Source organism: Solwaraspora sp. WMMA2059, from assembly GCF_027497315.1.
Lineage (GTDB): Bacteria > Actinomycetota > Actinomycetes > Mycobacteriales > Micromonosporaceae > Micromonospora_E.
In genome coordinates this window covers 4,421,429-4,442,865 of sequence record NZ_CP114908.1, presented here as the reverse complement: position 1 = coordinate 4,442,865, position 21,437 = coordinate 4,421,429, and the positions used below count along the sequence as shown (strand labels likewise).

The window sequence follows — 21,437 nt, the reverse complement described above, 5'->3', positions numbered from 1 at the left end:
CCCGCCCCGTACCGTCGAACGGAGATCAGTCATGTCTGGGACCAACGGCAGCGTTCCGTCACCTCCGGATCCGGCGTCCGCTGAACTTGCCTCACTGAAACACGGCGTCACCGGCGTGATCGGCTCGGTGATCGCCGGTGTCGACGGGCTGTTGCTGCTGCACGATCTGACCGACGGGACAGAGCCGCACGACCTGGCGGCGCTCGCGGCGGCGACCTTCGGGCTCGGTCGGCAGACCGGCCTCGCTCTGCGGCAGGGCCCGTTCCGGGAGTCCACCGTCCGCAGTCACAAGGGCTACTTCTCGGTGTACGCGATCAACGACAGTGCGCTACTCGCGGTGCTCGGCGCCGACGGGCTGAACGTCGCCCGGCTGCACATCGAGGCGCGCGGGGTGGCCGGCCGGTTGACCACCATGCTCGACGAGCACCTGGCAAATCAGGTACGGCTCTGAGAAAACGTCAACCTTGGGTTGACGTCGGACACGCGTCAACTTAAGGTTGACGCATGTCCGAATATCTGCCGCTCGGCAATCCGGTCCGCCTCGACGACCTGATCGCCGGGATCAAACAAGCCAGTGACGACCGACTCGCCCAGCTCAGCAACGCCGTCGTCGTCGGCGACCACCTCGGCGAACTCGCCGATCACCTGATCGGTCACTTCGTCGATCAGGCCCGCCGGTCCGGCGCGTCGTGGACCGAGATCGGGCGCAGCATCGGGGTCAGCAAACAGGCCGCGCAGAAGCGGTTCGTACCGAAGACCCCGGAGGAACCCAACGACCTCGACCCGCAGCAGGGGTTCAGCCGGTTCACTCCGCAGGCCCGCAACGCGGTGGTCGCCGCCCAGCACGAGGCCCGCCGGGCCGGCAACGACGAGATCACCACCGGGCACCTCGTCCTGGCCCTGCTGGCCGACCTGGACAGCCTCGCCGCCCGGGTTCTGGCGGATCGGGTGGGCGACCTGGACCGGATTCGTCAGGTGGCGGCGACGGCCCTGCCGCCGGCGGTCGAGCACGTGCCGGAGCTCGTCCCTTTCGACGCCCAGGTGCGCAAGGTGCTGGAGCTGACTTTCCGCGAGGCGCTACGGTTCGACGACCGGATGGTCGGGACGGCCCACATCCTGCTCGCCCTGCTGGAGTACGCCGCCGGGGCCGGCCCGCTGGCCGATCTGGGAGTCACCAAACCCGACGTCGAGACGTACGTCCGCTCTGCGGCCTCTCGGGAGGACCTGCCGGCGGCCTGATTTTCCGTCAGCCGTCAGCCGTCAGCCGTCAGTCTCGGCGGTTGTCGGTCGACGGTTGGCGGGCAGTTTGCGGGTGTCCCGCAGTTCGAGATACGGCTCGCGGTCGTCCGGATGGCCGGCCGCGATCGCCCGGCCACGCTCCAGTTCGGCGTCCAACTCGCCGCCGAGCAGGATCGCGATGTTGGTCAGCCACAACCAGACGAGGAAGACGATCACGCTGGCGATGGCGCCGTAGGTCTCGTTGTACGACCCGAAGTTGGCGACGTAGAACGCGAATCCGGCGGAGACCAGCAGCCAGAGCAGCACCGCCAGGACGCTGCCCGGACTCACCCACCGGAACCCGCCCTGCCGGGCGTTCGGCGTGGCCCAGTACAGGATCGAGAACATCAGACTGACCAGGACCACCAGCACCGGCCACTTGGCGACGTCCCAGGCGGCGACCGCCTCCCGTCCGACACCCAGCAGTTCCCCGGTCCGGGCGGCCAGTTCCCCGGTGAAGACGACGATCAGGGCGCTGGCAATCAGCATCAGCCCGATGACGGCGGTGACGCCCAGCCGGATCGGCAACGTCTTCCAGATCGGGCGACCCTCCGGCACGTCGTAGATGGCGTTGGCGGCCCGCATGAAGGCCCCGATGTAGCTGGACGCCGACCAGAACGCGGCGAGCAGACCGACGACGGCCACCAGGCCAGCCGTGTCGGAATTCTCCCGGACCTGGGCAATCGACTGGTCGAGGAAGCCGCCGATCTCGCCGGGCGCGAGACCGCCGATCACGCCCTGGACGTCGTCGGTGGCGCCGCCGCCGAGCAGCCCGAGCACCGCCACCAGCACCAACAAGCCAGGAAAGATCGACAGTACGCCGTAGTAGGTGAGCCCGGCGGCCAGGTCGGGCACTGCGTCGGCGGTGAACTCGCGGATCGTACGCCGAGCGGCTGCCCACAGCGACGAGGCAGACAGCCGGGCCGGGTGGTCCGGCCCCTCGTCCGGCCCCACCGGCGGCCGGTCCGGATCGCCCGGGCTCCGGCGTTCAGTCACCGGCCCGTCCTGGCCCGGTTGGATCCCTGTGGTACCCGCTGTCGACATCGTGGCGACCTCCGATCGGTGCGGTACGAGGATCCTGCCCAACCGCCACCCTGGCCAATCCTCGGGTCGTCGTCCCCCTGCGCCGGACGGGCCGATCGACTTCAAGGAACACCCCTGGACCGCCAGATCGGGTCGGACGCGTACCCCGGGCCGGATGCGACGATGGTGGCGGCCGGCTCGGTCGCCGGCCACATCTCAAGGGGCGCTGCAGTACCTGGCGGCAGACTTCTGGGTGCGTGAATTCATGACACTTCGTGCCACGATCGTCGGTGCCGGTCTTGCCGGCTCGCTGACTGCGGTCGCATTTGCCCGTTCCGGCGTCGGAACCTCCGTCTACGAGGCGTACCTCGATCCCGCCGGGACGACCGGGGGCTTTCTCAACCTGACCGCCAACGCGCTCGGGGCCGCTGCACTCGGTCGGCTGTCTGGAGCAGATACAGGCACGCGGGATCGTGGTGAACCGGCTGTGTCTGTGGAGCGGCGAAGGCCGGCTGCTGGGTCGACTGTCCCGGGCCGGACGCCTGGCCAACCGGCCGATGAACGTGTCGATCATGCGTGGCGACCTGGTGTCCGTACTGCGCGACGAAGCGATCCGGGCCGGCGCGGAGGTCCACACCGGCCGCTGACTGGCCGGGGCCACCAGCAGCACCGGTGGGGTGACCGCGCAGTTCATCGACGGGGCCCGGGTGGAGTGCGACGTTCTCGTCGGTGCCGACGGGACGCATTCGCGGGTGCGCCGGGTGATCAGCAACGCGGCGCCACCGCCCGAGTACGGCGGACACTGCGCAATCGACGGGGTGACCCGGCTGCCGGGCATCGTGGCCGGGACGTTGCATCTGGTGGTCAGCCGGCAGGGCTGCTTCCAGTACACCGCCAAGCCGGACGGCACCGTCTGGTGGAACGCGCTCGTGCCGACCGGCGACCTCGACCCGGCGGAGTTGGCTGGCATCAGCGAGCAGGGCTGGCGGAGCCGGCTGTCCGCGCAGTACGGCCAGGGCGACACCCCGTGCGCCACGCTGATCGCTCAGTGCACCACGCTGGGCCGCCCCGTGCCGCTCTATCTGCCGCAGCGGTTGGCGCACTGGCGACGGGGCCGGATGGTGGTGCTCGGCGACGCCGCCCACCCCGTCGGGTACGGGCTCGGCGCCGGGCTCGCCCTGGAGGACGCCGTGGTGCTCGGCCGCTGTCTGCGTGACGTCGACGACGTGCCGATGGCGCTGGCCACGTACGAGTCGATGCGCAGGTCCCGGACGGAGCGGGCGCTGCGCGCCGGCACGCGGTACGGCCGGTTCCGTAGCCTGCCCGGCCGCGGCTGGCTCGACGTCGCTCTCGCGCCGCTCTACCGCCGGTACTTCTGGGGTGGGGCGTCTTCCTGGCTGCTGGCGTACGACGTGGAGTGGCACCGCCGGGTCCGCGTCTGACCAGCGTCGGTCCGACCGACGTCGGTGGTCGGATCACCGTCCGGCTGACCATCGTCGGGCGGCCGCAACGACCGACCCGGGCCGCCACGCAACACTCCGCAACTGCACGCCAACCGTGCGCCGGTGACGGTCGCCCTGACCCTGATCTGTGGCCTGGCGATGGTGCCCCAGCTGCGCTACGACTGGCTGTCCGGGCTGGCCTTCTTCAGCCTGGTGATGCTGCTGATCAACTGCCCGTTGCGGTGGTGGCCGGCGCTGGTGGTCGGCCACACCGTGGTCTTCGTGGCCATCGCGGTGGGCCTGCTGCGGGTCAGCGCCGACTCGGTCGTGATCCTGATCTGCTGATCGCCATCACCAGCGGCGTGCAGGTGGCGATCTACAACCAGATCGACACCTCGATGCAGTTGTTGCAGGCGCGGGCCGAAACTGACCCAGTTGGCGGTGGCCAGAGAACGGCTCCGGATCGCCCGCGACCTGCATGACATCCTCGGCCAACGGCTGTCCGCGGTGACCCTCAAGGCCGATCTCGCCGCCCGGATGGTGGACTCGGCGCCGGACCGGGCGGTGACCGAGATGGCCGAGGTGGCGCGGGATGCGCTGGCCGAGGTGCGGGCGGCGGTCTCCGGCTACGGCTTCCTCTCGACCTGAGATGGATTCGGGGATGGCTGTGCCGCAGAGCTGGCAGGAACGGCGGTTGATGCCGACCTGCGAGGGTGGTGAGGTTCGATATGAGGCTGACAAGAGCGGTGCTCTCCGTAAAGACTATTGCTCATGAGTACGACCGATGCTCTAATTCGTGGTACCCGGTCGGGTAAGCTTCGGCGGTACTGACCTGCACGATCGGTGCGGTGGTGCCGGTGCCGGTGCCGGTGCCGGTGCCGACGGGACCGCTCGAAGGAGGAGAGGCCTTGGCTTCCGCACGCGCGCTGCGGGAACGCGTCCGCAAGGAACTGACCGACGAGATCGTCGAGATCGCCAAGGCGCAGCTCGCCGACCGGGGTGCCGAAAACCTCTCCCTGCGGGCGATCGCCCGGGATCTCGGCATGGTCTCCTCAGCGGTCTACCGCTACTTCCCGAGCCGTGACGACCTGCTGACCGCGCTGGTCACCGACGGCTACAACTCCGTCGGCACCGCCGTCGAGCAGGCCGACGAGGAGGCGGCGGCCGACGACTTCGCGGGCCGGTGGCGGTCGGTCGGGCAGGCGCTGCGTAGCTGGGCGATCGAGCACCCGCACGAGTACGCACTTCTCTACGGATCACCGGTACGCGGCTACCACGCCCCGGAGACCACTCTGCAGGCGGCGATGCGGGACAAGGTCGTGCTCGGCCGGATCATCAGCGACGCGCACCGAGCCGGAGTGCTGCGTACCCCGCCGACCGCTCAGGCCACGCCCGAGTCGCTCGGCGGTGACCTCGAGCGAGTGCGGTCGGCCGTGCTCCCAGCCGTGCCCGACGAGTCCGTCATCGCCGCGCTGGCCGCGTGGAGCGGGCTGTTCGGGATGCTCAACCTGGAGCTGTTCGGCCATTTCAACAACATCATCGACGACCGGGCAGCCCTGTTCGACCAGGCCCTGACCCGCCTGGCCGAGTTGGCCGGACTGCCGACCTGACCCGACACACCACGCCAAGGCACCGCGACACCCCTCGGAACACCGCGGTACGCCACGCCCGAACAACTGGAGACTGTCCGTGCGGATCATCGTCATCATCTGCACAGCCGTGCTCATCATGGAGTTCGTCCTGCACGGCCTCGCCATGTACATCGGTATGGAGGCAGGTATCCAGCCGTTGCAGAACCACTTCGGGTTCCGCCCCAGCCGGGCGTTGACCCTGCTGATCGCGGTCCTCGACACTCTGGCCGCCGCCGGCCTGGTGATCGGCATCTGGCGGCCGGGGATCGGCGCCATCGCCGCCGGCTACACAGTGGCCTTCTTCGGCATGATGCTGATCCTGCGCTTCTACCGTAACCTCGGCGGCATCCTGCCGCCCGACTTCCCGCTCTTCTTCGCCCTCGGCGTGGTCGTCCTGGTACTGCAGCTGATGCGTTGACGCCCGCAGCGGACGCGAGTCGGAGCCGGTGGGCGAAGCGGCCCCAGCGGGCGAGGTTGGCGCGGCGGCCAACCGCACCGGCCGGGCCGGCCGGTACCCGCACAATATTCCCGACTGGTGATCGGCGTGGAACGATGGGCGGATGCCACGAGGTGCGAAGGCGGGTGAGGAGCGGGCCGGGGTGCCGTTGACCAACCTCGATCAGCCGCTGTTCGACGGCGCCGGTGCGACAAAGCGCGACCTCGTCGACTATCTCGACGCGGTGCACGACCGGATCGTCCCCGCGCTGCGCGACCGGCCGCTGTCGGTGGTCCGGGTCCGACCCGGCCAGCCACCGTTCATGCAGAAAAACCTGCCCGGGTACGCACCGGACTGGATTGCCACCGCCGAGGTGTGGGCGGACCGTTCCCGGCGGATGCTGACCTACGGTCTGTGTAACGACCGGCGGACTCTGCTCTGGTTCGCCAATCAGCGGTCGGTCGAGTTCCATCCGACTTTGACGACAGCCGGCGAACGGGCGTACCCGACGCACCTGATCCTCGACCTCGACCCGCCGCCGGGCGGCGCGTTCCGGTTGGCGGCGCAGGCGGCCCTGCTGGTCCGCGAGGTGCTGACCTCGTGCGGCATGGCCGGGGCGGTGAAGACCAGCGGCGCCAAGGGTGCGCACGTGTTCGTGCCGCTGGCGGGTGACGCCGACCATGCCGACGTCGCCGCGGCGACCCGGGCGATCGCGACCCGAGCCGAACGCCTGGACCCGGCGCTGGCGACGACGGCTTTCATCCTCGAGCAGCGGGACGGCAAGGTCTTCCTCGACTCGACCCGGGCCGGCGGCGCGACCGTGGTCGCCCCGTACAGCCCACGGCTGCGGCCGGGTCTGCCGGTCTCTTTCCCACTGACCTGGGAGGCGCTGGAGGCGGCGGTGCCGACCGACTACACCATCGGTACGGTGCCGTCCCTGCTCGGCGACGGCGATCCGTGGGCGACGCTGATGCCGCTGCCGCAGCGCCTCGATCCCGGCCTGGTCGAGCAGGGGCACGGCATCCCGATCGCGCGGGTGGTCGCGATGCACGAAGGCAAGCGCCGCGCCGCCGAACGCCGTAGACGCGAGGCCCGGGAGCCCGACGGCGGGCCGGGCTGACCCTGTCCGGGTACGACGGCCCTGTCCGGGTACGACGGTCAGTCGATCCGGCCGACCGGCTCGCGCTTTTCAGCCTGGAACACGTCCTCGGTGCGGCCGCGGGCCCAGTAGCCGGATATCGAGATCGCCTCGCGGGGGACGCCTCGTGCCTGGAGCACCTTGCGGACGGCCTTGATCGACTCTCGCTCGCCGTGCGCGAAGACCTGCACGGCGCCGGGAGAGTCCTTGGCAGGCGGCCAGGGCCAGTCCTCCATCGCGCGGGCGAGGAACACGGTGTCACCGTCGTCGGCGTTGACCAGCCAGTTCACCGTCACCTGGGCGGGGTGTTCGAGGTCGATGATGTCGGCCGGATCGGTGATCTCGAGGTGCGCGACGCCGCGCGCGTGCTCCGGCAGTGCCTGCAGGGACGCGGCGATCGCTGGCAACGCGGACAGGTCCCCGGCGAACACGTGCCAGCCGACTTCCGGGTCGGGCGCGTACGCACCGCCGGGACCCGACATCACCAGCCGGTCGCCGGGCGTGGCCTTGGCCGCCCACACCGCCGCCACCCCGGCGTCGCCGTGGGTCACGAAGTCGATCGCCAGCCGCCGGGTGGCCTGGTCGAACCAGCGGACCGTGTAGGTACGGGTCACCGGCCGTTGCCGGGCCGGCAGGGTGGTTCGCAGCGCGGCGAGGTCGTAGGGCGGCTCCAGCCCGAGCGTGGGGTCGACGAACAGCAGCTTCACGTACGCGTCGGTGTGGCCGACGTAGCTGAATTCGGCCAGCGACGGCCCGGCGAGAACCACCCGCACCAGGTGCGGCGTCAGCCACTCGGTGGACTCGACCGTGAGTACGTACTGATTCGGTGCCTGCCGCCGGGTCGTCGCCATCGCATGTTCCTCCGCTTCGCTGCTCCTTCTTAGGTTAGGCGAGCCTACTTCGCGGCGTACTGCGTAGCGACGGAGGCCGGTGCGGCGTGACCCCCCGGGCGACTTCGTCGTGTACCGGCTCCGAGATGGCTTGCTAACCGTGCCGCAACAGCCTGACCGAGGCCGGGGTCTTTCGGAACCCGCCGGTTACCGCGGGCGGGTACGCCGCAGAAAGGGCTCCTCGGTGCCAGCCAACGCGTCGCCGGGCGTTTCACTATGTGCTGACCGTGCTGACACTGTCGGTCGCGCTGCTGCGGGGGCGGCGGAGGTCCCGGCGCTCTGCGGTGGCTCCCGGGCCGCCGCGCGGCGGGACGAGCTAGAAGAACCCGGCCCACCCGGCAAGCTGCTCGACTGAGCGCCCCCGGTGTCAGTCGGCGGGGGCCGCCGAGGCGGGGCGGGTGGCCGCGACGGGTCGAGCGTCGGTCCGGTGGGTATCCGCGAGACCAGCGTGGTCGGCACATCGGTCGCCTGGGTCGCCGAGTAGCCGAGCTGCCCGAGGACGGTCGCGTTGGGCACCGGGAACTTGATGCCGAGGTCAGTGACGACGTAGTACGGGCCGGTATCGGCGGTCGGCGCGCCGAAAACCCGCACGACGGCGACCCGGCCCGGCGGCACCAGCACATAGTCGGCGAGGATCACACCGTCGCGGGTGACCGAGTCGGTCGGTACGGCCTCGTCGAGGCCGGCCACCGTACCGCCGACAGAGGTGATCGTCGGTACGGTGCGTGCGTCGCTGGTGACCGCGCACAGCGTGTCGCCGGTTGCCGGTCGGATCAGCGCGGGCGGCGTCGCGGGCGGCGACGCGGGCGGCGCGCTGTCTCCGGCCGCTGGCCGCACCTGGCTGCTGGTCGGTGCCGCCGTAGCCTGGGACACAGGTATCTCGACCGGCCACGGTGAACTCGGCGCGCAGGATTCTCCGTTGCAGCTCGGTGATCGGCGCGAGCCCGTCGTCGAGGACGAGGTAGTACTGCGGCCCCGAACCGGTCTGCGCGACCAGCACCTCGCCGATCGCCCAGCCGTCCACTTCGCTGGACGGCTGGTTGCGGCCGCTGAACGCGACCCGTTCGATGGCGTTGCCGGCGGGTAGCGCGTCGAGCCACGCCGGGCCGACCGGTGCGGCGTTGACCTCTCCGAAGAGGGCGGGTACGACGTTGCGGGCGTCGCGGATCAGGAACCGGCGGCCGTGCCAGACGAGGTGCGTCGCGTCCTGCCGGGAGTCGCGGACCAGCACGCCCTCCTCCGCCAGCGACCGCCCGCCGACCGGTGCCCGGGACACGACCAGAGAGACGGTCTCGACGGTTCGGCCGGTGTCATCCCCGCTGGGCGCCGAGCAGATCGTCCAAGGTAGGCCAATGTGCTTACTGGCCGGTGCCAGAGAGTAGGGCGCGCCCGGAATACCGATCGTGACGCCGCGGGGCGTGCTGGCCAGCGAGTTGCCAGGCACCCGGAACACGGGCGCGTCGGGGCGGCCGGAGGCCAGCACCGCCGACGCGTAGTTGAGCGTCGGGTGCAGTTTGCCTTGACGGTAGATGAAGCTGGCGCCGGTCTCCTTCTCGATCACGACCGCGCCGTCGGCCTGCCACCTGTCGCTGCCGGCCTTGGTCACGATGCCGTAGATGCCGAACCCGGCGGCTACCAGGATGGCGATCATCAGGCCGCCGAAGATTGCGCCGACACCGCGGCGCAGCGGGGACTGCTGCGGGTCGGTCTCGCGCATCACGTAGGCAGATATGACCCGTTGAGTGAGGAACTGGTACGAGTGGAGTTGGTCGCGTCGCGTGGCCATGTCTGGGTCACCCCCCGTCGGGGCGGGCGCCGGCACGCGAACCAGGCCGCGTAGGTCGATCATCTCCGGGCTGTCCGATGCCGTCGCTCGCGTCGATCGTCACGGAGCCGGCCTCACCGGCCGCGACCTCCAGGGCATCGCGGATGCTCGGGTAGGCCCCCGAACGCTGTGGCTGCCGCGCTCATCACCGCGCAGACGCCAGTCGTGCCCGACGAATGCGATTGCTCCAATCTAGGGAGTCGGGCTTGGCAAAGCCGGCATGATCCAGTTGGATTGGTCGACCTGGTCCAGGAAGGAAATGGTTCCGAGGCTACTTGACAGGTTGATCGGGAGCCTGTTTCGTACTCGTGTCCTGGGCGTGTGGCGGGCTATGGTGCGGTGGGGGCACGGTGAGCGGTCTGCTCGGCATCTCGATCGTCAACTACCGTAGTGCGGGTGACACCGGCTGCCTCATCCGTTCCATCGTGACCGGACGAGCCACCGGTCCGCAGGCCACCGGTCCGCGCATCGCGATCGCCATCGTCGACAACAGCGACCAGGCCGCCGAACTGTCAGAGATCGCCGGGTCCGCCGAGCGTGCCGGCGTGACGGTCCGGGTGATCGCCGGGCACGGCAACGTCGGGTACGCCGCCGGCAACAACCTCGCCGCCACCTGGCTCCTGGCCGAGGGCGCTGACGTCATATGGGTGCTCAACCCGGACACTCGGATCGCGGGCGGCGTGCTCGCCTCGGCCCTCGATGTGCTGCACGCCGGCGACCGCGCGATCGGCGCGACGGCCAGCGTCGCACCGGGCGGCGGGCCGGACCTCGGCATGGTCGACCTGTGGACCGGCCAGAGCGGACGACCGCCCGCCGGCGGGGTGCCAGGGTCGAGCAAACTGGTCTACGCGGCCGGCCACTCGCTGCTCGTCACCCGCCGCGCGTGGCAGGATCTGGGCGGGTTCTCCGAGGACTTCTTTCTGTTCTACGAGGAGGCTGACATAGCGCTACGTGCGGCCCGGTTGGGCATCCCGACCACAGCGGTCCCGGACCTGGCCGTCGAGCACACCGGCGGGGTGGCGACCGGGGCGACGGCGGACATGGCGGCCAAGTCGACCACGACGTACTTTCACGCCAGCCGCAGCTGCATGATCTTCTTCCGCAAGCACTATCGGCACCGGGTGCCGTTCGCCGCCGCGGCCCGGCTCGGCTACGCCGCGAAGGCGCTGCTCGCCCGCCGCCCCGACGCGGCGACCGCCGTCATCCGGGGCACCGTCGCCGGGTTGCGGGCTTGACGAGCCGAGGGCTGAGCCCGGGCCGGTCCGGGCCGGGCCGGTTCAGGCCGGCGGCGTACGCGATCCGGCGCGCGGTCGGCAGCGCGACGGTGATGTACGTGGCCGCGCTGGCCATGTCCGGGTTCGCCATCCTGCTCAGCGTCGCGCTGCCGCCGGCAGAGCGCGGCCTGCTGGTCGCTACGACGACGAGCGCGACCGTCGGCGTCGCAGTCGGCGGGCTGTCACTGGAGACGTTCATGCTCGCTCAGGGCAGCGACTGGCTACGGGAGCGGTCCGGGCGGCGCAGCCTCGCCGTCTACGCTGCCACGGTGCCGCTGTCGGCCACGCTGGGCTGGGTCTTCGCCTGGTACGCGGAGGCGGCGTCACCGGCACTCGCGGCGACCGGGGCGGCGTGCGTCGCGGCCGGCACCATGCCCGCGGCGGCGGGCCTGACCCTCGGGCGGTTCGTCGCCGTCTACCGCCAGCGCGCGCTGTTCGCCGCCACCGCGCCCGTGCTCTACCTCGTGCTCATCCTCGCCTCGGTCGACGACGCGACGGTCTGGCTGCTGGCCTGGCTGGGCTGCCAGGCGGTGATGGCCGTCGCGATGTGGGCGGCGCACGGGGCACCGTTGGGCGCGATGGCGCGGCGCGCCTCGGCGGAGCCCGAACGCCTCGCCCGGCTGGGCCTGACCCACACCGGCGCGGTGGCACAGATCTTCACGTACCGCTTCGACCAACTCGCGCTGGCCCGCTACCAGGGCGCGGACGCACTGGCGATCTACTCCCTGGCGGTAGCGGCGATCGAGTTCTCCCAGGCCGGCGCAGTCGTCGCAGCCCAGCGTACGCTGCGCGACCACGAGGAAGGCTCGGCCGATCGGCTGCGCGGGGTGCTGCGTCGGGCTGTCTACCTGGCGGTCGGCATGGGAGTGCTGGTGCTCGTCGGGCTGGCCGGTATCGGGGTGCTGACCAGCGGGTACGCGGCGGCGGTGCTGCTCGGTGCGCTGCTGGTGCCGCGCAGCGTCGCGGTGTCGGTCGGTAAGGTCCTCAGCGCGCGCCTGGTCAACCTCGGCGGCGAGCGCACCACCGCCGTGATCGCGCTCGGCACCGCGCTGGCCGCAGTGGTCGGCTATCCTCTCGTCGCCGCGCCGTACGGGGCGTGGGGCGTCGCCGCGCTGTCGGTGGCCCTGTTCGCCGCGCACAGCACGGCGCTGGGCCTCGCCGTCCGGTCCGGGGCCGGTCATCGGGTGGCGGGGGACAGGGACAGCGGGCGTGAATAGCGACGGAACCCGCGTCGTCGCGGTGGTGCTCAACTGGAACTGCGCGGACGACACGATCCGCTGCGTCCGGGCGGTCGCCGCCGGCAGCGCCGTGCCGGAGGTGGTCGTCGTCGACAACGGCTCCACCGACGACTCCATCGACAAGCTGCGTACGCTCGGTGATGCGGTGACGCTGGTGCGGCTCGACGCCAACCTCGGCTACGCCGGCGGGATGAACGCCGGTATCCGGGTCGCGCACGACCGCGACGCGGCCTTCGTCTGGCTGCTGAACGCGGACTGCGTACCCCGGCCGGACACGCTGCCGGCGCTGATGTCGCATGCGGACCGGTACGCGGTATCCACATCGGTCCAGACGACGTCCGCGCGACCCGACGCCCCCGACCCGGAGCCGTACGTCGTCGCCGCGACGCTGCCGGGCGGTCGGGTGCGGCCGGTCCACTGCGCCGGGTGCGAGGTCGGTGCGCACGATGTGGACGTGGTGACCGGCGCGGCCATCCTCCTCGGCGTCGGTTGGGCCGTCCGGGTCGGCCTGTTCGACGAGCGGTTCTTCCACTACAAGGAGGAGTTCGACCTGGTACGGCGGATCGCCACGGCGGGTGGCCGGATCGGCCTGGTCTGCGCCTCGCAGGTGTGGCACCGGCGGGGCGGCAGCCTGGCCGGTTCGAGTCCTCGCGCGCAGTACTACCATCACCGCAACGAGATCCTCTACGTACGCAAGCACTACCCCCGTCCGCTGCGGCGGATCCTGATCGGGGAGCCGGTCCACTACAAGAACCTGGCCAGGTCGGTGCTCCGCCTCGTCGCCGGAGGCCGCAAGGACCGGCGCCGGGCGCTCGCCGTTCTTGCCGGCTACTGGGACGGGCTGCGTGGAGTGCACGGCCCGACGGAGAGGTTCTAGCGTGCACGCCCTGTTCGTCAGCCACTCCGCCGATCTCATGGGCGCGGAGCGTTCGTTGCTCGCCCTGGTCGGCGAGGCGGTACGGGCGCGCGGGCACCAGGTCACCGTCACGCTACCCGGGGACGGGCCGCTGCGCGCGCAGCTCGCTGCGGCCGGCGCCGACGTGGTCGTGCTGCCGACCCGGTTGTGGATGGGCCGGCGGTACGGCCCTGCGGTCGGCGCGGTCCGACTGTTCCAAGCACTCGCGTCGGTTCCCCGATACCGGCGTCTGCTGCACCGAACGCGGCCGGACGTCGTGGTCACCAACTCGGCGGTGGTACCAGCCGGGGCGATCGCCGCGCGGATGGCCCGGCTGCCGCACGTCTGGGTGGTGCGGGAGAGCCTGCTCAGCAACCCGAGCCTGCGGTCCGTGCTGCCCCGGGCCGCGATCGTCCAGCTCATCGCGCGCCTCTCGGACGGCGTCGTGGCGGTTTCCGCGTACGCCGCCAGCCAGGTGACCAGCGCCGTACCGATGGCGCGGACGAAGCTGCGGGTGATCCCGCCGCCGGTCGAATCCGGTGTCCCCGGGCCGGGTGCGGACCGTCCGGTCGCACTGGAGCGGCTGCTGCTGCTGGGCCGGCACAGCGCCGAGAAGGGCCAGGCCGACGCGGTGCAGGCGCTGGCGATCTGCGCGCGCCAGGGCCGCGCGTTCACCCTCACCCTGGCCGGGGTCGGCGACGGTGAAGCGCGGCGGGGCCTCGTCGACCTGGCCCGCCGGTACGGCGTCGAGGCGCAGCTCGAGACCGTCGCGTGGACGGACGACCCGGCCGCGTTGTACGCGCGGGCGGACGCGACGCTGATGCTGTCCCGCAACGAGGCCTACGGCCGGGTGACGTTCGAGTCGCTCCGCTGCGGCACACCGGTGATCGGCTACCGGGCGGGCGCCACGACAGAGATCCTCGCCGGTGGTGGCGGACTGCTGGTGGATGCCGACGCCGGTGCGCTCGCCTCGGCGTTGCTGGATCTGGCCGCCGACCGGGAGGCGTTCGGGCGGCTCACGGCCGAGGCGTCACGGCGCGGGCAGGAGCTCGCCACCGAACCGTCCCCGGCCGCACGCTTCGTCGCGTACCTCGAAGAGTTGGGCGCGGTCAGCTGATGTCGCACCTGCCCACGCTGCGTGGCGCGTCCCGTCCGGCGGACCCGGCCGTGGCGGTCGTCGCCGGGGCGGCTGCCGTGGCGGTCGGGGTGGTGGCGGCCTGGCAGCCGTTCGCGCTCGCCGCCGTGGCCGTCGTCGGCGTGCTCGCCTGGGGGCTGTGGACCCCGGATCGGCTCAACTACACGCTGTTCGCGGTCCTGTTGCTCGTCCCGGTCACCGCCGATCCCGGATACCCCGTCGATCCGGTATGGATAGTGTTGCTGGCGGCGACGGCGATCGCCGCACTCGGCCGGATTCAGCGCTTCCAGCCGTACGCGCCGCTGCCGTCCGGCGGGATGGTGGGATTCGTGGTCCCGGCGGCCTGCGTGCTCACCGGCCTGGTGTGGTGGACCGGCCCGAAGGACATTGTGATCGCCGTCGCGCCGCTGACCTGCTATGCGCTGGTCGGCTGGCATGTCGTGGCCGAGGCGCGGGCCGGTGCGCCGGTGGTCCGCCTGGCGCGGGCGTTCGCCTGGGTCGCCGTACCCGTCACGCTGCTGGCCGTCTACCAGCGGATGTCCGGCACCTGGCCGGTTCTCGACCAGCTGGCCATCAGCAACGCGTTCACGGCACAGGCGGGAGCCGGCAGGTCGGCCGGCACTATGGGACATCCGATCGTCTACGGCACGTACGGCATGCTGGCGATGTGCGTGGCCGTCGGCCTGCGCGGCCGGCTCTGGCAGGTGCCGTTCGCCGCAGGCGCGGTCGGCCTGCTGCTGTCCGGGTCGCGCAGCGCGTGGATCGGTACGGCCTGCGCGCTCGGCATCTGGTACCTGGCCCAGCCGCGCAAGCTCACCCGGCGCGGGGTCGGTCTGGTCGCGGCGTCCGCCGCCGCCGGCACCGTGCTGGTGGCCGTCGGTCCCAAGCCGGTGCGGGACCTGACGGACCTCGTCCGGGCCCGCCTGACCAACGTCGGCGGGTCGAGTTCGGCGACGGCGCGCTACCGCCGTACGGAAGAGGCCTGGTCCGGCATCATGGACGGTGCCGGCAGTGCGCTGTTCGGCCTGGGCCCGGAGGCGCACGTGCGGTTCTTCCAGCAGATCGGCATCTCCGACGGGCAGGCACAGGCGTTCGACAACAGTTACCTCACCCTCTGGTACGACTTCGGCGTGCTCGCGCTGCTGGTGTTCGTGTCCATCCTGGCGGTCGTGCTGGTCAAGCTCAGGTCGCTGACGGCACGGATGCTCATCGTCGGGTTCGCCGTACAGATCTGGTTCTTCGACTTCTACCTGTGGCCGGCCGCCGCAGGGGTGCTGCTGCTCGCCGTCGGCATCGGCGCCGCCGAGTCGCTGCGACCCGTCGACTGTAGGCTCCCCGACCCGGCGTTGACGGCCTTGCGACGATGAGCGGAGCGGACCTGCTGCTAACATTGCGCCGCTATTCCGGCGGGGTGTGAGGTTCAGCGTGAAGCTTTCCGGGCGGTTCGCCCCGGCTCGGCTGCTCAGTCGGCCTGCCTCCGACGGGCCGGGCGATGTCGCGCCATCCGTACCCCAGCAGCGGCACCAGCAGTGGCAGCAGCTCACCCTCGAGCGCCAGCTGCGAGCCGTGTGGTCGCAGCGGTGGCTGGTGCTGGCGCTGGTGCTGCTTGGCGGCGCGGGCGCGGGTCTCGCGTCCGCCCAGCAGGAACCCATGTACCGGGCGGACGCCCAACTGTTCTTCGCGCCGAACTTCACCACCCGCGACATCGGCCAACTCAACGAGGGCGGCAACTACATCCTGCAGCGGGTGCGCTCGTATGCCGAGGTGGGCAACAGCCCCGAGGTGGCCGAAGCCGTCGTCCGGCGGCTCGGACTGCCGTACCAGCCCTCGGAGTTGACGCAGCGGGTCACGGTGACCGGCGCGGCCGGCACGGCGGTGCTCACCGTCGAGGTCCGTGACCCGGATCCGGTACGCGCCCGCGACATCGCCGACGCGATCGCGGCGGAGTTTCCCGCATACGTCGCGCGCCTGGAGAAGCCGACCGGCATCGACGAGTCACCGGTCAAGGTCTCGGTGACCCGGCCGGCGACGACGCCCTCGGCCCCGGCCACACCGCAGGTCACCGCCGACACCGGGCTCGGCGCCGCCGGGGGCCTTGCGATCGGGGTCCTCGTCGCGGTGGTCCGCTACGCGCGCGACCGCACCGTACGAGACGAGAGCCACGCGGCCGAGGTCGCCGGCACCGTCCTGCTCGGTGCCGTCGCGGCCGGCGGGGGGAGGCCGCCGCTGGCGACCGGCGACGACACGGAGCCGCGCGTCGAGGCGTACCGGCAGATCCGCGCCAACCTGCGGCTGCGCGCGGCCGGGAGCCGGTTCGCCAGCCTCACGGTCACCGGCCCGGTGCCGGGGGAAGAAAGAACGGCTACTGCGGCGAACATCGCCATCGCGTTCGCCCGGGCCGGCGAGCCGGTCGTGCTGATCGACGCGGACGTACGGCATCCCGGCGTGCACCGGCTCTTCGACGTGCCGAACACAGTCGGCCTGACCAGCGTGCTGCGCGGCGAGGTCGCGGCCGAGCAGGCCACACACCGGCTCCCGGACCTGCCGTTGTACGTCCTGCCGGCCGGTCCGGTCGGGCCTGGGCCGAGCGAGCAACTGCTGGCCTCGGATGCGCTGGCCCCGGCGCTGGAGTCGTTGCGGCTCGGCGGCCGGTTCGTCGTGGTCGACGCGCCATCGCTACTGTCCGATGCGGAGACGCTGCTGCTGGCGGGCGCGACCGACGCGACGCTGCTGGTGGCCCGGGTCAGCTTCACCCGCGCTGATCAGCTGGCCGTCGCCACCGACGTGCTGCGTGCCCTACCTGTCAACCTGGTGGGCCTGGTGGCGACGCGGCGCGGGGCGGCGACGCGGCGCGGGCGCTCGGCGGTACCCGGTCGCCGGCACAGTCGCGTACGTTAATCCACATGAGCGATAGCGTCGCACTGCTCCTGCGACGTGTGGGGTTCGGTCCGACCTCGTCCGAGTTGGCCGCCGCGTCGAAGGCCGGATACGGGGCCACCGTGGCGCGCCTGATGGACCCCGGAGAGCAGGACCGGGGTGCAGCGGCGGCGCCGATGCCGGAGCTTGGCCCCGACGCGTTCGACGATCTGCCCGACCCGGGCGCCGAGCGGCGCGCCGCCGCGGAGGCGCTCCGCCGCCAGCAGACCGACACGATCATCCGGTGGTGGCTCGACCGGCTGACCGTCGCCGACCACCAGACCACCGAGAAGCTGCTGTTCTTCTGGCACGGGCACTGGGCGACCTCAATACGGAAGGTCGGAAGTCCGCAGTTCATGCTGGCACAGCACCAAAAGATACGGAGCTCGCCGACGTTCACCACAATGGCCCGCAAACTGGTCACCGACCCGGCGCTGGTCTACTGGCTCGACGGGCACACGAACACCAGACGGGCGCCGAACGAGAATTTTGCCCGAGAGCTGATGGAACTGTTCATGCTCGGCATCGGCCAGTACGGCGAACGCGACGTCAAGGCGGCCGGCCGGGCACTGACCGGCTGGAAGACCGACCTCAGCGTGCCGGCGACGGCGATCTTCGTACCCGAGGACCACGACGCCGGTCCCAAAACCATTCTCGGCGCCACCACGAAGTTCGACGCGCTCTCGCTGGTGGACCACCTCGCCGCCCGGCCGGCCTGCCCCCGGTTCATCGCGGACCGGCTGTGGTTCCGGTACGCGTCCTCCACCGAGCCGATCCCGGAGTCCACCCGGGGGAAGATGGTCGCGGCGTTCCCGGTGGGCATCTCGATGCTGCGCGCCCTGGTCGAGGACGAGCAGTTCCGCTCGGGGCGCTTCCGGATGGTGAAGCAGCCGATGGAGTGGCTGGTCGGAGCAATGCGGCAGCTCGGCATCCGCCCGGCGCGGCTCTCCGGCGAGGCCTTCCACACGGTCGTCAGTGGGCTCAAGGGTCTCGGGCAGGTGCCGTTCGCGCCGCCGAGTGTGGCCGGCTGGCCGAGCGGGACAGCCTGGCTGACCTCCTCGGCAGCCCAGGTAAGGCTGGGCCTGGCCGGCGTACTCGCCGAGTCGGCCGGCGGCCCGTGGATCACGGTGGAGCGGTTGGCCGACGTACTCGTCGTTCCGACCTGGACCAACCGTACGTACGCGGCGTTGAAACAGGCGACGACACCGCGGGAGCTGATCACGCTCGGCCTGGCCAGCCCGGAATACCTGGTGAACTAGCATGGATCCGTTGACCCGACGCACGTTCCTGCTGGCCTCCGGCGCGCTCGGCGGCGGTGCGCTCGCCGCAGCCGGCCTGGGCATCGCTGAGCTGCTCGCCAAGGGCGACAAGGACGGCGAGCCCGGACCGGCCGACACGTTGGTGATCGTGACGCTGTACGGGGGCAACGACGGGCTGAACACCGTCATCCCGTACACCGACCCGGCCTACCACTCCGCCCGGCCGGAGCTGGCCTACGCCCCCGAGGAGGTGCTCCACCTCGACGGCGCGCTCGGACTCAACCCCGCGCTGGGCGGACTGAAGCGGCTCTGGGACGACAAGCGGTTGGCAGTCGTCCTCGGCGTCGGATACCCCCGGCCGGACCGCAGCCACTTCCGGTCGATGGACATCTGGCAGACAGCGTCGCCCGACGCGCCGATCCGGACCGGCTGGGTGGGGCGCTGGCTCGACGGGATCCAGGCATCGCCGGAAGCGGCCGTCAGCTTCGAGCCGGTGCTTCCGCCACTGCTGGCAGGCGAGACGCGGGCGGGAGCGAGTGTCACGCTCGGCGTACCCCAACTGCCCGCCGGGATCAGCGCGGACATGGTCCGCGCGCTCGGGCGCGAACAGCGGGGCGAGGACGTCCTGCAGGCACGGGCGGCGACCGCGCTGCACGACTTTCTGCGGGTCGACGGCCTGATCCGACGGGTACGGGAGTCCGATCAGCCGTTCGAGGCCGGCGAGGCCGGACACCTCCCGGCCACCGGCACAGGCGGTGAGACGTCACTGGCCACCCAACTCGCGCTCGTGCACCGGTGCATCGAGGCAGGCGTACCCACCCAGGTCTACTCGGTCAGCCTGGGCGGCTTCGACACGCACGCCGACGAACGGCCCGCGCAGGAGCGGCTGCTCAAGGAGGTCGACGGGGCACTGGCCATGTTCATGGACCGGCTGGCGACGAGCCCGGCCGGGCGCAACGTCACGGTCGTTGTCTACAGTGAGTTCGGCCGCCGGGTGCGCGCCAATGCCTCCGATGGCACCGACCACGGGACCGCCGGACCGGTCTTCGTACTCGGCCCTCGAGTCGTCGGGGGCTTCCACGGCGAACAGCCCAGTCTCACCGACCTCGACGACGGCGACCTGAAGGCGACCACCGATTTCCGGGACGTCTTCGGCACGCTGCTCGCCTCCGTACTGCACGCCGACCCGGCCCGCTACCTGGAGGGATACCAGCCGAAGCCACTGTCGCTGATCGCGCTGTAGCTAGTGGTGGCGGTTGGGCCCGTGCGGGTCGGGCCCGACTTCGTCGGGCAACGCCTCGTCGTCGGGCCACGTCTGGTCGTCGGGCGCTGCCCCCTGTCGCGGGGCAGGCGGCGCCTGGTAAGCGGGTGCGGGTGGCTGGTAGATAGGTGCGGGCGGGTATTCCTGCGCTGGCTGTTGTGCCGGATAGGCGGGTGCCGAGGGGTACCCGGGAGTGGGCTGGCCCGGGTATCCGGACGCCGGCGAGAACGGATATGGCGCGGCCGGGGGCACCGGCTCGGCCGACGTCAGCTGGCGGCGGGCGCGGCGCTGCAGAAGCAGCACCACGAGCATGATCAGCCCGATCACCAGCGCGCCGCCGGCCGCGCCGCTGGCCCAGATCAGCCAGCCAGCTCCGCTGGAGAAGCTGTCTTCGATCTTCTGCAGCTCGGTGGCGTTCTGCCGGTACGTCTGGGCGACCGAGTTCACCGGCGAGTTTTCTACGACGGTGCCGAGCTGGCTGATGGCGGTCTCGTAGTCACCGGCGAAGTAGGCGTCGAGCCCGCTGCGGAACAGCTGATCGGTCTCGCCCAACGCGTTGTCGACGCCCGCCTCGGCGAGCAGCGCGGTGATGGTTTGCATCGGCACCAGCGCACGGTTCGCCCGGTCAGGCAGTTCCAGGTCGTTGTCGAGCACCCCGACGACGTGGCCGTTCGTGTCGATCGCCATCCCACCGAGCGAGTGGATGCCGACGTCCTTGTTGACCCGGTACAGCGACGCGGAGCCGCGGGTGCCGGTACCGATGACCTTCACCGGCTTGGAGCGCAGCGAGTACGTCGCCGTGCGGGGATCGACCTCGTCGGTGGCGTAGCCGACCACGACCAGCGAGGCCCCCGGGTCGAGGGTGCCCGACGAGGCCAGCTCGACCGTGGGCAGGTTCTGCTGTTCCAGCTTGACCAGGGCGATGTTGCCGGCGTCGGCGTCCAGCACCTCGGTCACCTCGCCGGGGATCGCCGGGCTCTCCGTCAGACCGCCCGTGGGCGCGACGCCGAGCTGCCCGTACACCTGATGGTCCGGCTCGTCTGCGGCTTCGAGGCCGGTGAAGATGCTCTGGCGGAGGTTGTCGGCGACGTAGCGGTCGAGCGCGTCGGCCTCGAGAGAGTTCTCCGCGATGAGGATGCGTCCGAGCGAGTAGAGGGCGTTCTGCGCCGCGGTGTCCTTCGCCGGCCGTACGCAGAGCCCGTTGGTGATCACCTCGCCGCCGGTGCCGACGACGAATCCGCTGCACCGCCGGGTGAACGTGATCGGCGACGCGCGCAGTGGTGCGCCGGACTGCTTGTCGCGCAGGTATCCGGTGTAGACCACTTCGACGTAGGCCAGTGACGGCGAGGCGATCGCCAGGGCACGCTCATCCAGCGTGTACGGCGGAGCTGCGGCCGCCGGGGTCGGCGTCACAAGGACCACCAGCGCCATGGCGACCGCCGCCGCGTACGCGACGACGCCGGTCAGCCACGGCGCGCCCGTGCCCGCGCCGAGCGTACGGGATGAAACTCGCCTAACAGTCATTTTCGGACTCACAGGTTGGGCTGGTGCTGGTAGCGTCTTCCACCCTACGCACCAGTCGCGAAACACCCGCGTATGGTGACGGGCCTCCGGCACTGTGGCTGTGGCACCCCGAAACGACTCTCCAGGCTGCTGTGCCGGCCGTCACAACGTGTACTCGTGATCGAGCGCGCTTGGCGACTGCCCTGGGCTAGGTGGCGCTGCCGCTGGGGCGCGGACGAGCTTGCGAAGCTGGAAGCAGCGCAGGACCGCGCGGACGCCGACGCTGAGCGGAT

The 21,437-nt window shown here is 71.2% G+C and carries 21 protein-coding genes and 1 pseudogene; 17 read left to right on the top strand and 5 right to left on the bottom strand.

Going from position 1 to position 21,437, the window contains the following annotated elements:
* The first annotated feature begins 31 nt into the window (after nt 1–31).
* Together O7553_RS20260 and O7553_RS20255 are read left to right on the top strand one after the other, a co-directional pair.
* Nucleotides 32–451 (top strand): roadblock/LC7 domain-containing protein, encoded by a 420-nt coding sequence (locus O7553_RS20260; RefSeq protein WP_281551266.1) that lies wholly within the window; start codon nt 32–34, stop codon nt 449–451.
* Nucleotides 452–504: 53 nt separating this feature from the next.
* Nucleotides 505–1,239 carry a Clp protease N-terminal domain-containing protein gene (locus tag O7553_RS20255; RefSeq protein WP_281551265.1) on the top strand — a complete coding sequence of 245 codons (735 nt, stop codon included), beginning with the start codon at nt 505–507 and terminating at the stop codon, nt 1,237–1,239.
* Between the two features lie 21 nt (nt 1,240–1,260).
* Here the strand turns inward: O7553_RS20255 and O7553_RS20250 are convergent, their stop codons facing one another.
* Nucleotides 1,261–2,274: a YihY/virulence factor BrkB family protein gene (locus tag O7553_RS20250; protein ID WP_281551264.1), complete on the bottom strand. Its 1,014-nt coding sequence runs from the start codon at nt 2,272–2,274 to the stop codon at nt 1,261–1,263.
* A 503-nt stretch (nt 2,275–2,777) separates the two neighbouring features.
* Here O7553_RS20250 and O7553_RS20245 point away from each other — a divergent pair.
* The 7 genes from O7553_RS20245 (at nt 2,778) to O7553_RS20215 (ending at nt 6,930) form a co-directional block, all read left to right on the top strand.
* Entirely contained in the window at nt 2,778–2,948 is a 171-nt protein-coding gene (locus O7553_RS20245; protein ID WP_281551263.1) for a hypothetical protein, read from the top strand.
* A 30-nt stretch (nt 2,949–2,978) separates the two neighbouring features.
* Nucleotides 2,979–3,743, top strand: a complete 765-nt coding sequence (locus O7553_RS20240) for an FAD-dependent monooxygenase (RefSeq protein WP_281551262.1) — start codon at nt 2,979–2,981, stop codon at nt 3,741–3,743.
* Nucleotides 3,744–3,866: 123 nt separating this feature from the next.
* The gene (locus tag O7553_RS20235) at nt 3,867–4,088 is read left to right on the top strand and encodes a hypothetical protein (protein WP_281551261.1); all 222 of its coding nucleotides are present in this window, start codon (nt 3,867–3,869) and stop codon (nt 4,086–4,088) included.
* 96 nt (nt 4,089–4,184) lie between these two features.
* Nucleotides 4,185–4,391 (top strand): histidine kinase, encoded by a 207-nt coding sequence (locus O7553_RS20230; protein WP_281555681.1) that lies wholly within the window; start codon nt 4,185–4,187, stop codon nt 4,389–4,391.
* 260 nt (nt 4,392–4,651) lie between these two features.
* The gene (locus O7553_RS20225; RefSeq protein WP_281551260.1) at nt 4,652–5,353 is read left to right on the top strand and encodes a TetR/AcrR family transcriptional regulator; all 702 of its coding nucleotides are present in this window, start codon (nt 4,652–4,654) and stop codon (nt 5,351–5,353) included.
* A 79-nt stretch (nt 5,354–5,432) separates the two neighbouring features.
* Nucleotides 5,433–5,792 (top strand): hypothetical protein, encoded by a 360-nt coding sequence (locus tag O7553_RS20220; protein ID WP_281551259.1) that lies wholly within the window; start codon nt 5,433–5,435, stop codon nt 5,790–5,792.
* A 142-nt stretch (nt 5,793–5,934) separates the two neighbouring features.
* A complete protein-coding gene (locus O7553_RS20215) occupies nt 5,935–6,930 on the top strand; it encodes an ATP-dependent DNA ligase (protein ID WP_281551258.1) in 996 nt (331 codons plus the stop codon).
* A 38-nt stretch (nt 6,931–6,968) separates the two neighbouring features.
* Here O7553_RS20215 and O7553_RS20210 read toward each other — a convergent pair whose 3' ends face one another.
* The 3 genes and pseudogenes from O7553_RS20210 to eccB all read right to left on the bottom strand — a co-directional run.
* Nucleotides 6,969–7,799, bottom strand: a complete 831-nt coding sequence (locus tag O7553_RS20210) for a siderophore-interacting protein (protein ID WP_281551257.1) — start codon at nt 7,797–7,799, stop codon at nt 6,969–6,971.
* Between the two features lie 186 nt (nt 7,800–7,985).
* Nucleotides 7,986–8,675, bottom strand: a complete 690-nt coding sequence (locus O7553_RS20205; RefSeq protein ID WP_281551256.1) for a type VII secretion protein EccB — start codon at nt 8,673–8,675, stop codon at nt 7,986–7,988.
* 121 nt (nt 8,676–8,796) lie between these two features.
* Nucleotides 8,797–9,624, bottom strand: a pseudogene (eccB, locus tag O7553_RS20200) (type VII secretion protein EccB); the annotation flags it as partial.
* A 389-nt stretch (nt 9,625–10,013) separates the two neighbouring features.
* Here eccB and O7553_RS20195 point away from each other — a divergent pair.
* The 8 genes from O7553_RS20195 to O7553_RS20160 are packed head-to-tail and all read left to right on the top strand — an operon-like array spanning nt 10,014 to nt 19,623.
* Nucleotides 10,014–10,898 carry a glycosyltransferase family 2 protein gene (locus tag O7553_RS20195; protein ID WP_281551255.1) on the top strand — a complete coding sequence of 295 codons (885 nt, stop codon included), beginning with the start codon at nt 10,014–10,016 and terminating at the stop codon, nt 10,896–10,898.
* Nucleotides 10,895–12,154, top strand: coding sequence for a hypothetical protein (locus tag O7553_RS20190; RefSeq protein WP_281551254.1), 1,260 nt, complete (start codon nt 10,895–10,897; stop codon nt 12,152–12,154). The genes O7553_RS20195 and O7553_RS20190 overlap by 4 nt, the downstream gene beginning before the upstream one ends.
* Complete coding sequence (locus O7553_RS20185) at nt 12,147–13,052, top strand: glycosyltransferase family 2 protein (RefSeq protein ID WP_281551253.1); 906 nt, start codon at nt 12,147–12,149, stop codon at nt 13,050–13,052. Before O7553_RS20190 ends, O7553_RS20185 begins: the two co-directional genes overlap by 8 nt.
* 1 nt (nt 13,053) lies before the next feature.
* The gene (locus tag O7553_RS20180) at nt 13,054–14,187 is read left to right on the top strand and encodes a glycosyltransferase (protein WP_281551252.1); all 1,134 of its coding nucleotides are present in this window, start codon (nt 13,054–13,056) and stop codon (nt 14,185–14,187) included.
* Nucleotides 14,187–15,572, top strand: coding sequence for an O-antigen ligase family protein (locus tag O7553_RS20175; RefSeq protein WP_281551251.1), 1,386 nt, complete (start codon nt 14,187–14,189; stop codon nt 15,570–15,572). Before O7553_RS20180 ends, O7553_RS20175 begins: the two co-directional genes overlap by 1 nt.
* Nucleotides 15,573–15,630: 58 nt before the next feature.
* Nucleotides 15,631–17,103 (top strand): polysaccharide biosynthesis tyrosine autokinase, encoded by a 1,473-nt coding sequence (locus O7553_RS20170; RefSeq protein ID WP_281551250.1) that lies wholly within the window; start codon nt 15,631–15,633, stop codon nt 17,101–17,103.
* Between the two features lie 5 nt (nt 17,104–17,108).
* Nucleotides 17,109–18,380: a DUF1800 domain-containing protein gene (locus tag O7553_RS20165; protein ID WP_281551249.1), complete on the top strand. Its 1,272-nt coding sequence runs from the start codon at nt 17,109–17,111 to the stop codon at nt 18,378–18,380.
* 1 nt (nt 18,381) lies between these two features.
* Complete coding sequence (locus tag O7553_RS20160) at nt 18,382–19,623, top strand: DUF1501 domain-containing protein (protein ID WP_281551248.1); 1,242 nt, start codon at nt 18,382–18,384, stop codon at nt 19,621–19,623.
* Here O7553_RS20160 and O7553_RS20155 read toward each other — a convergent pair whose 3' ends face one another.
* Nucleotides 19,624–21,165 (bottom strand): DUF3824 domain-containing protein, encoded by a 1,542-nt coding sequence (locus O7553_RS20155; protein ID WP_281551247.1) that lies wholly within the window; start codon nt 21,163–21,165, stop codon nt 19,624–19,626.
* Nucleotides 21,166–21,437 lie beyond the last annotated feature (272 nt).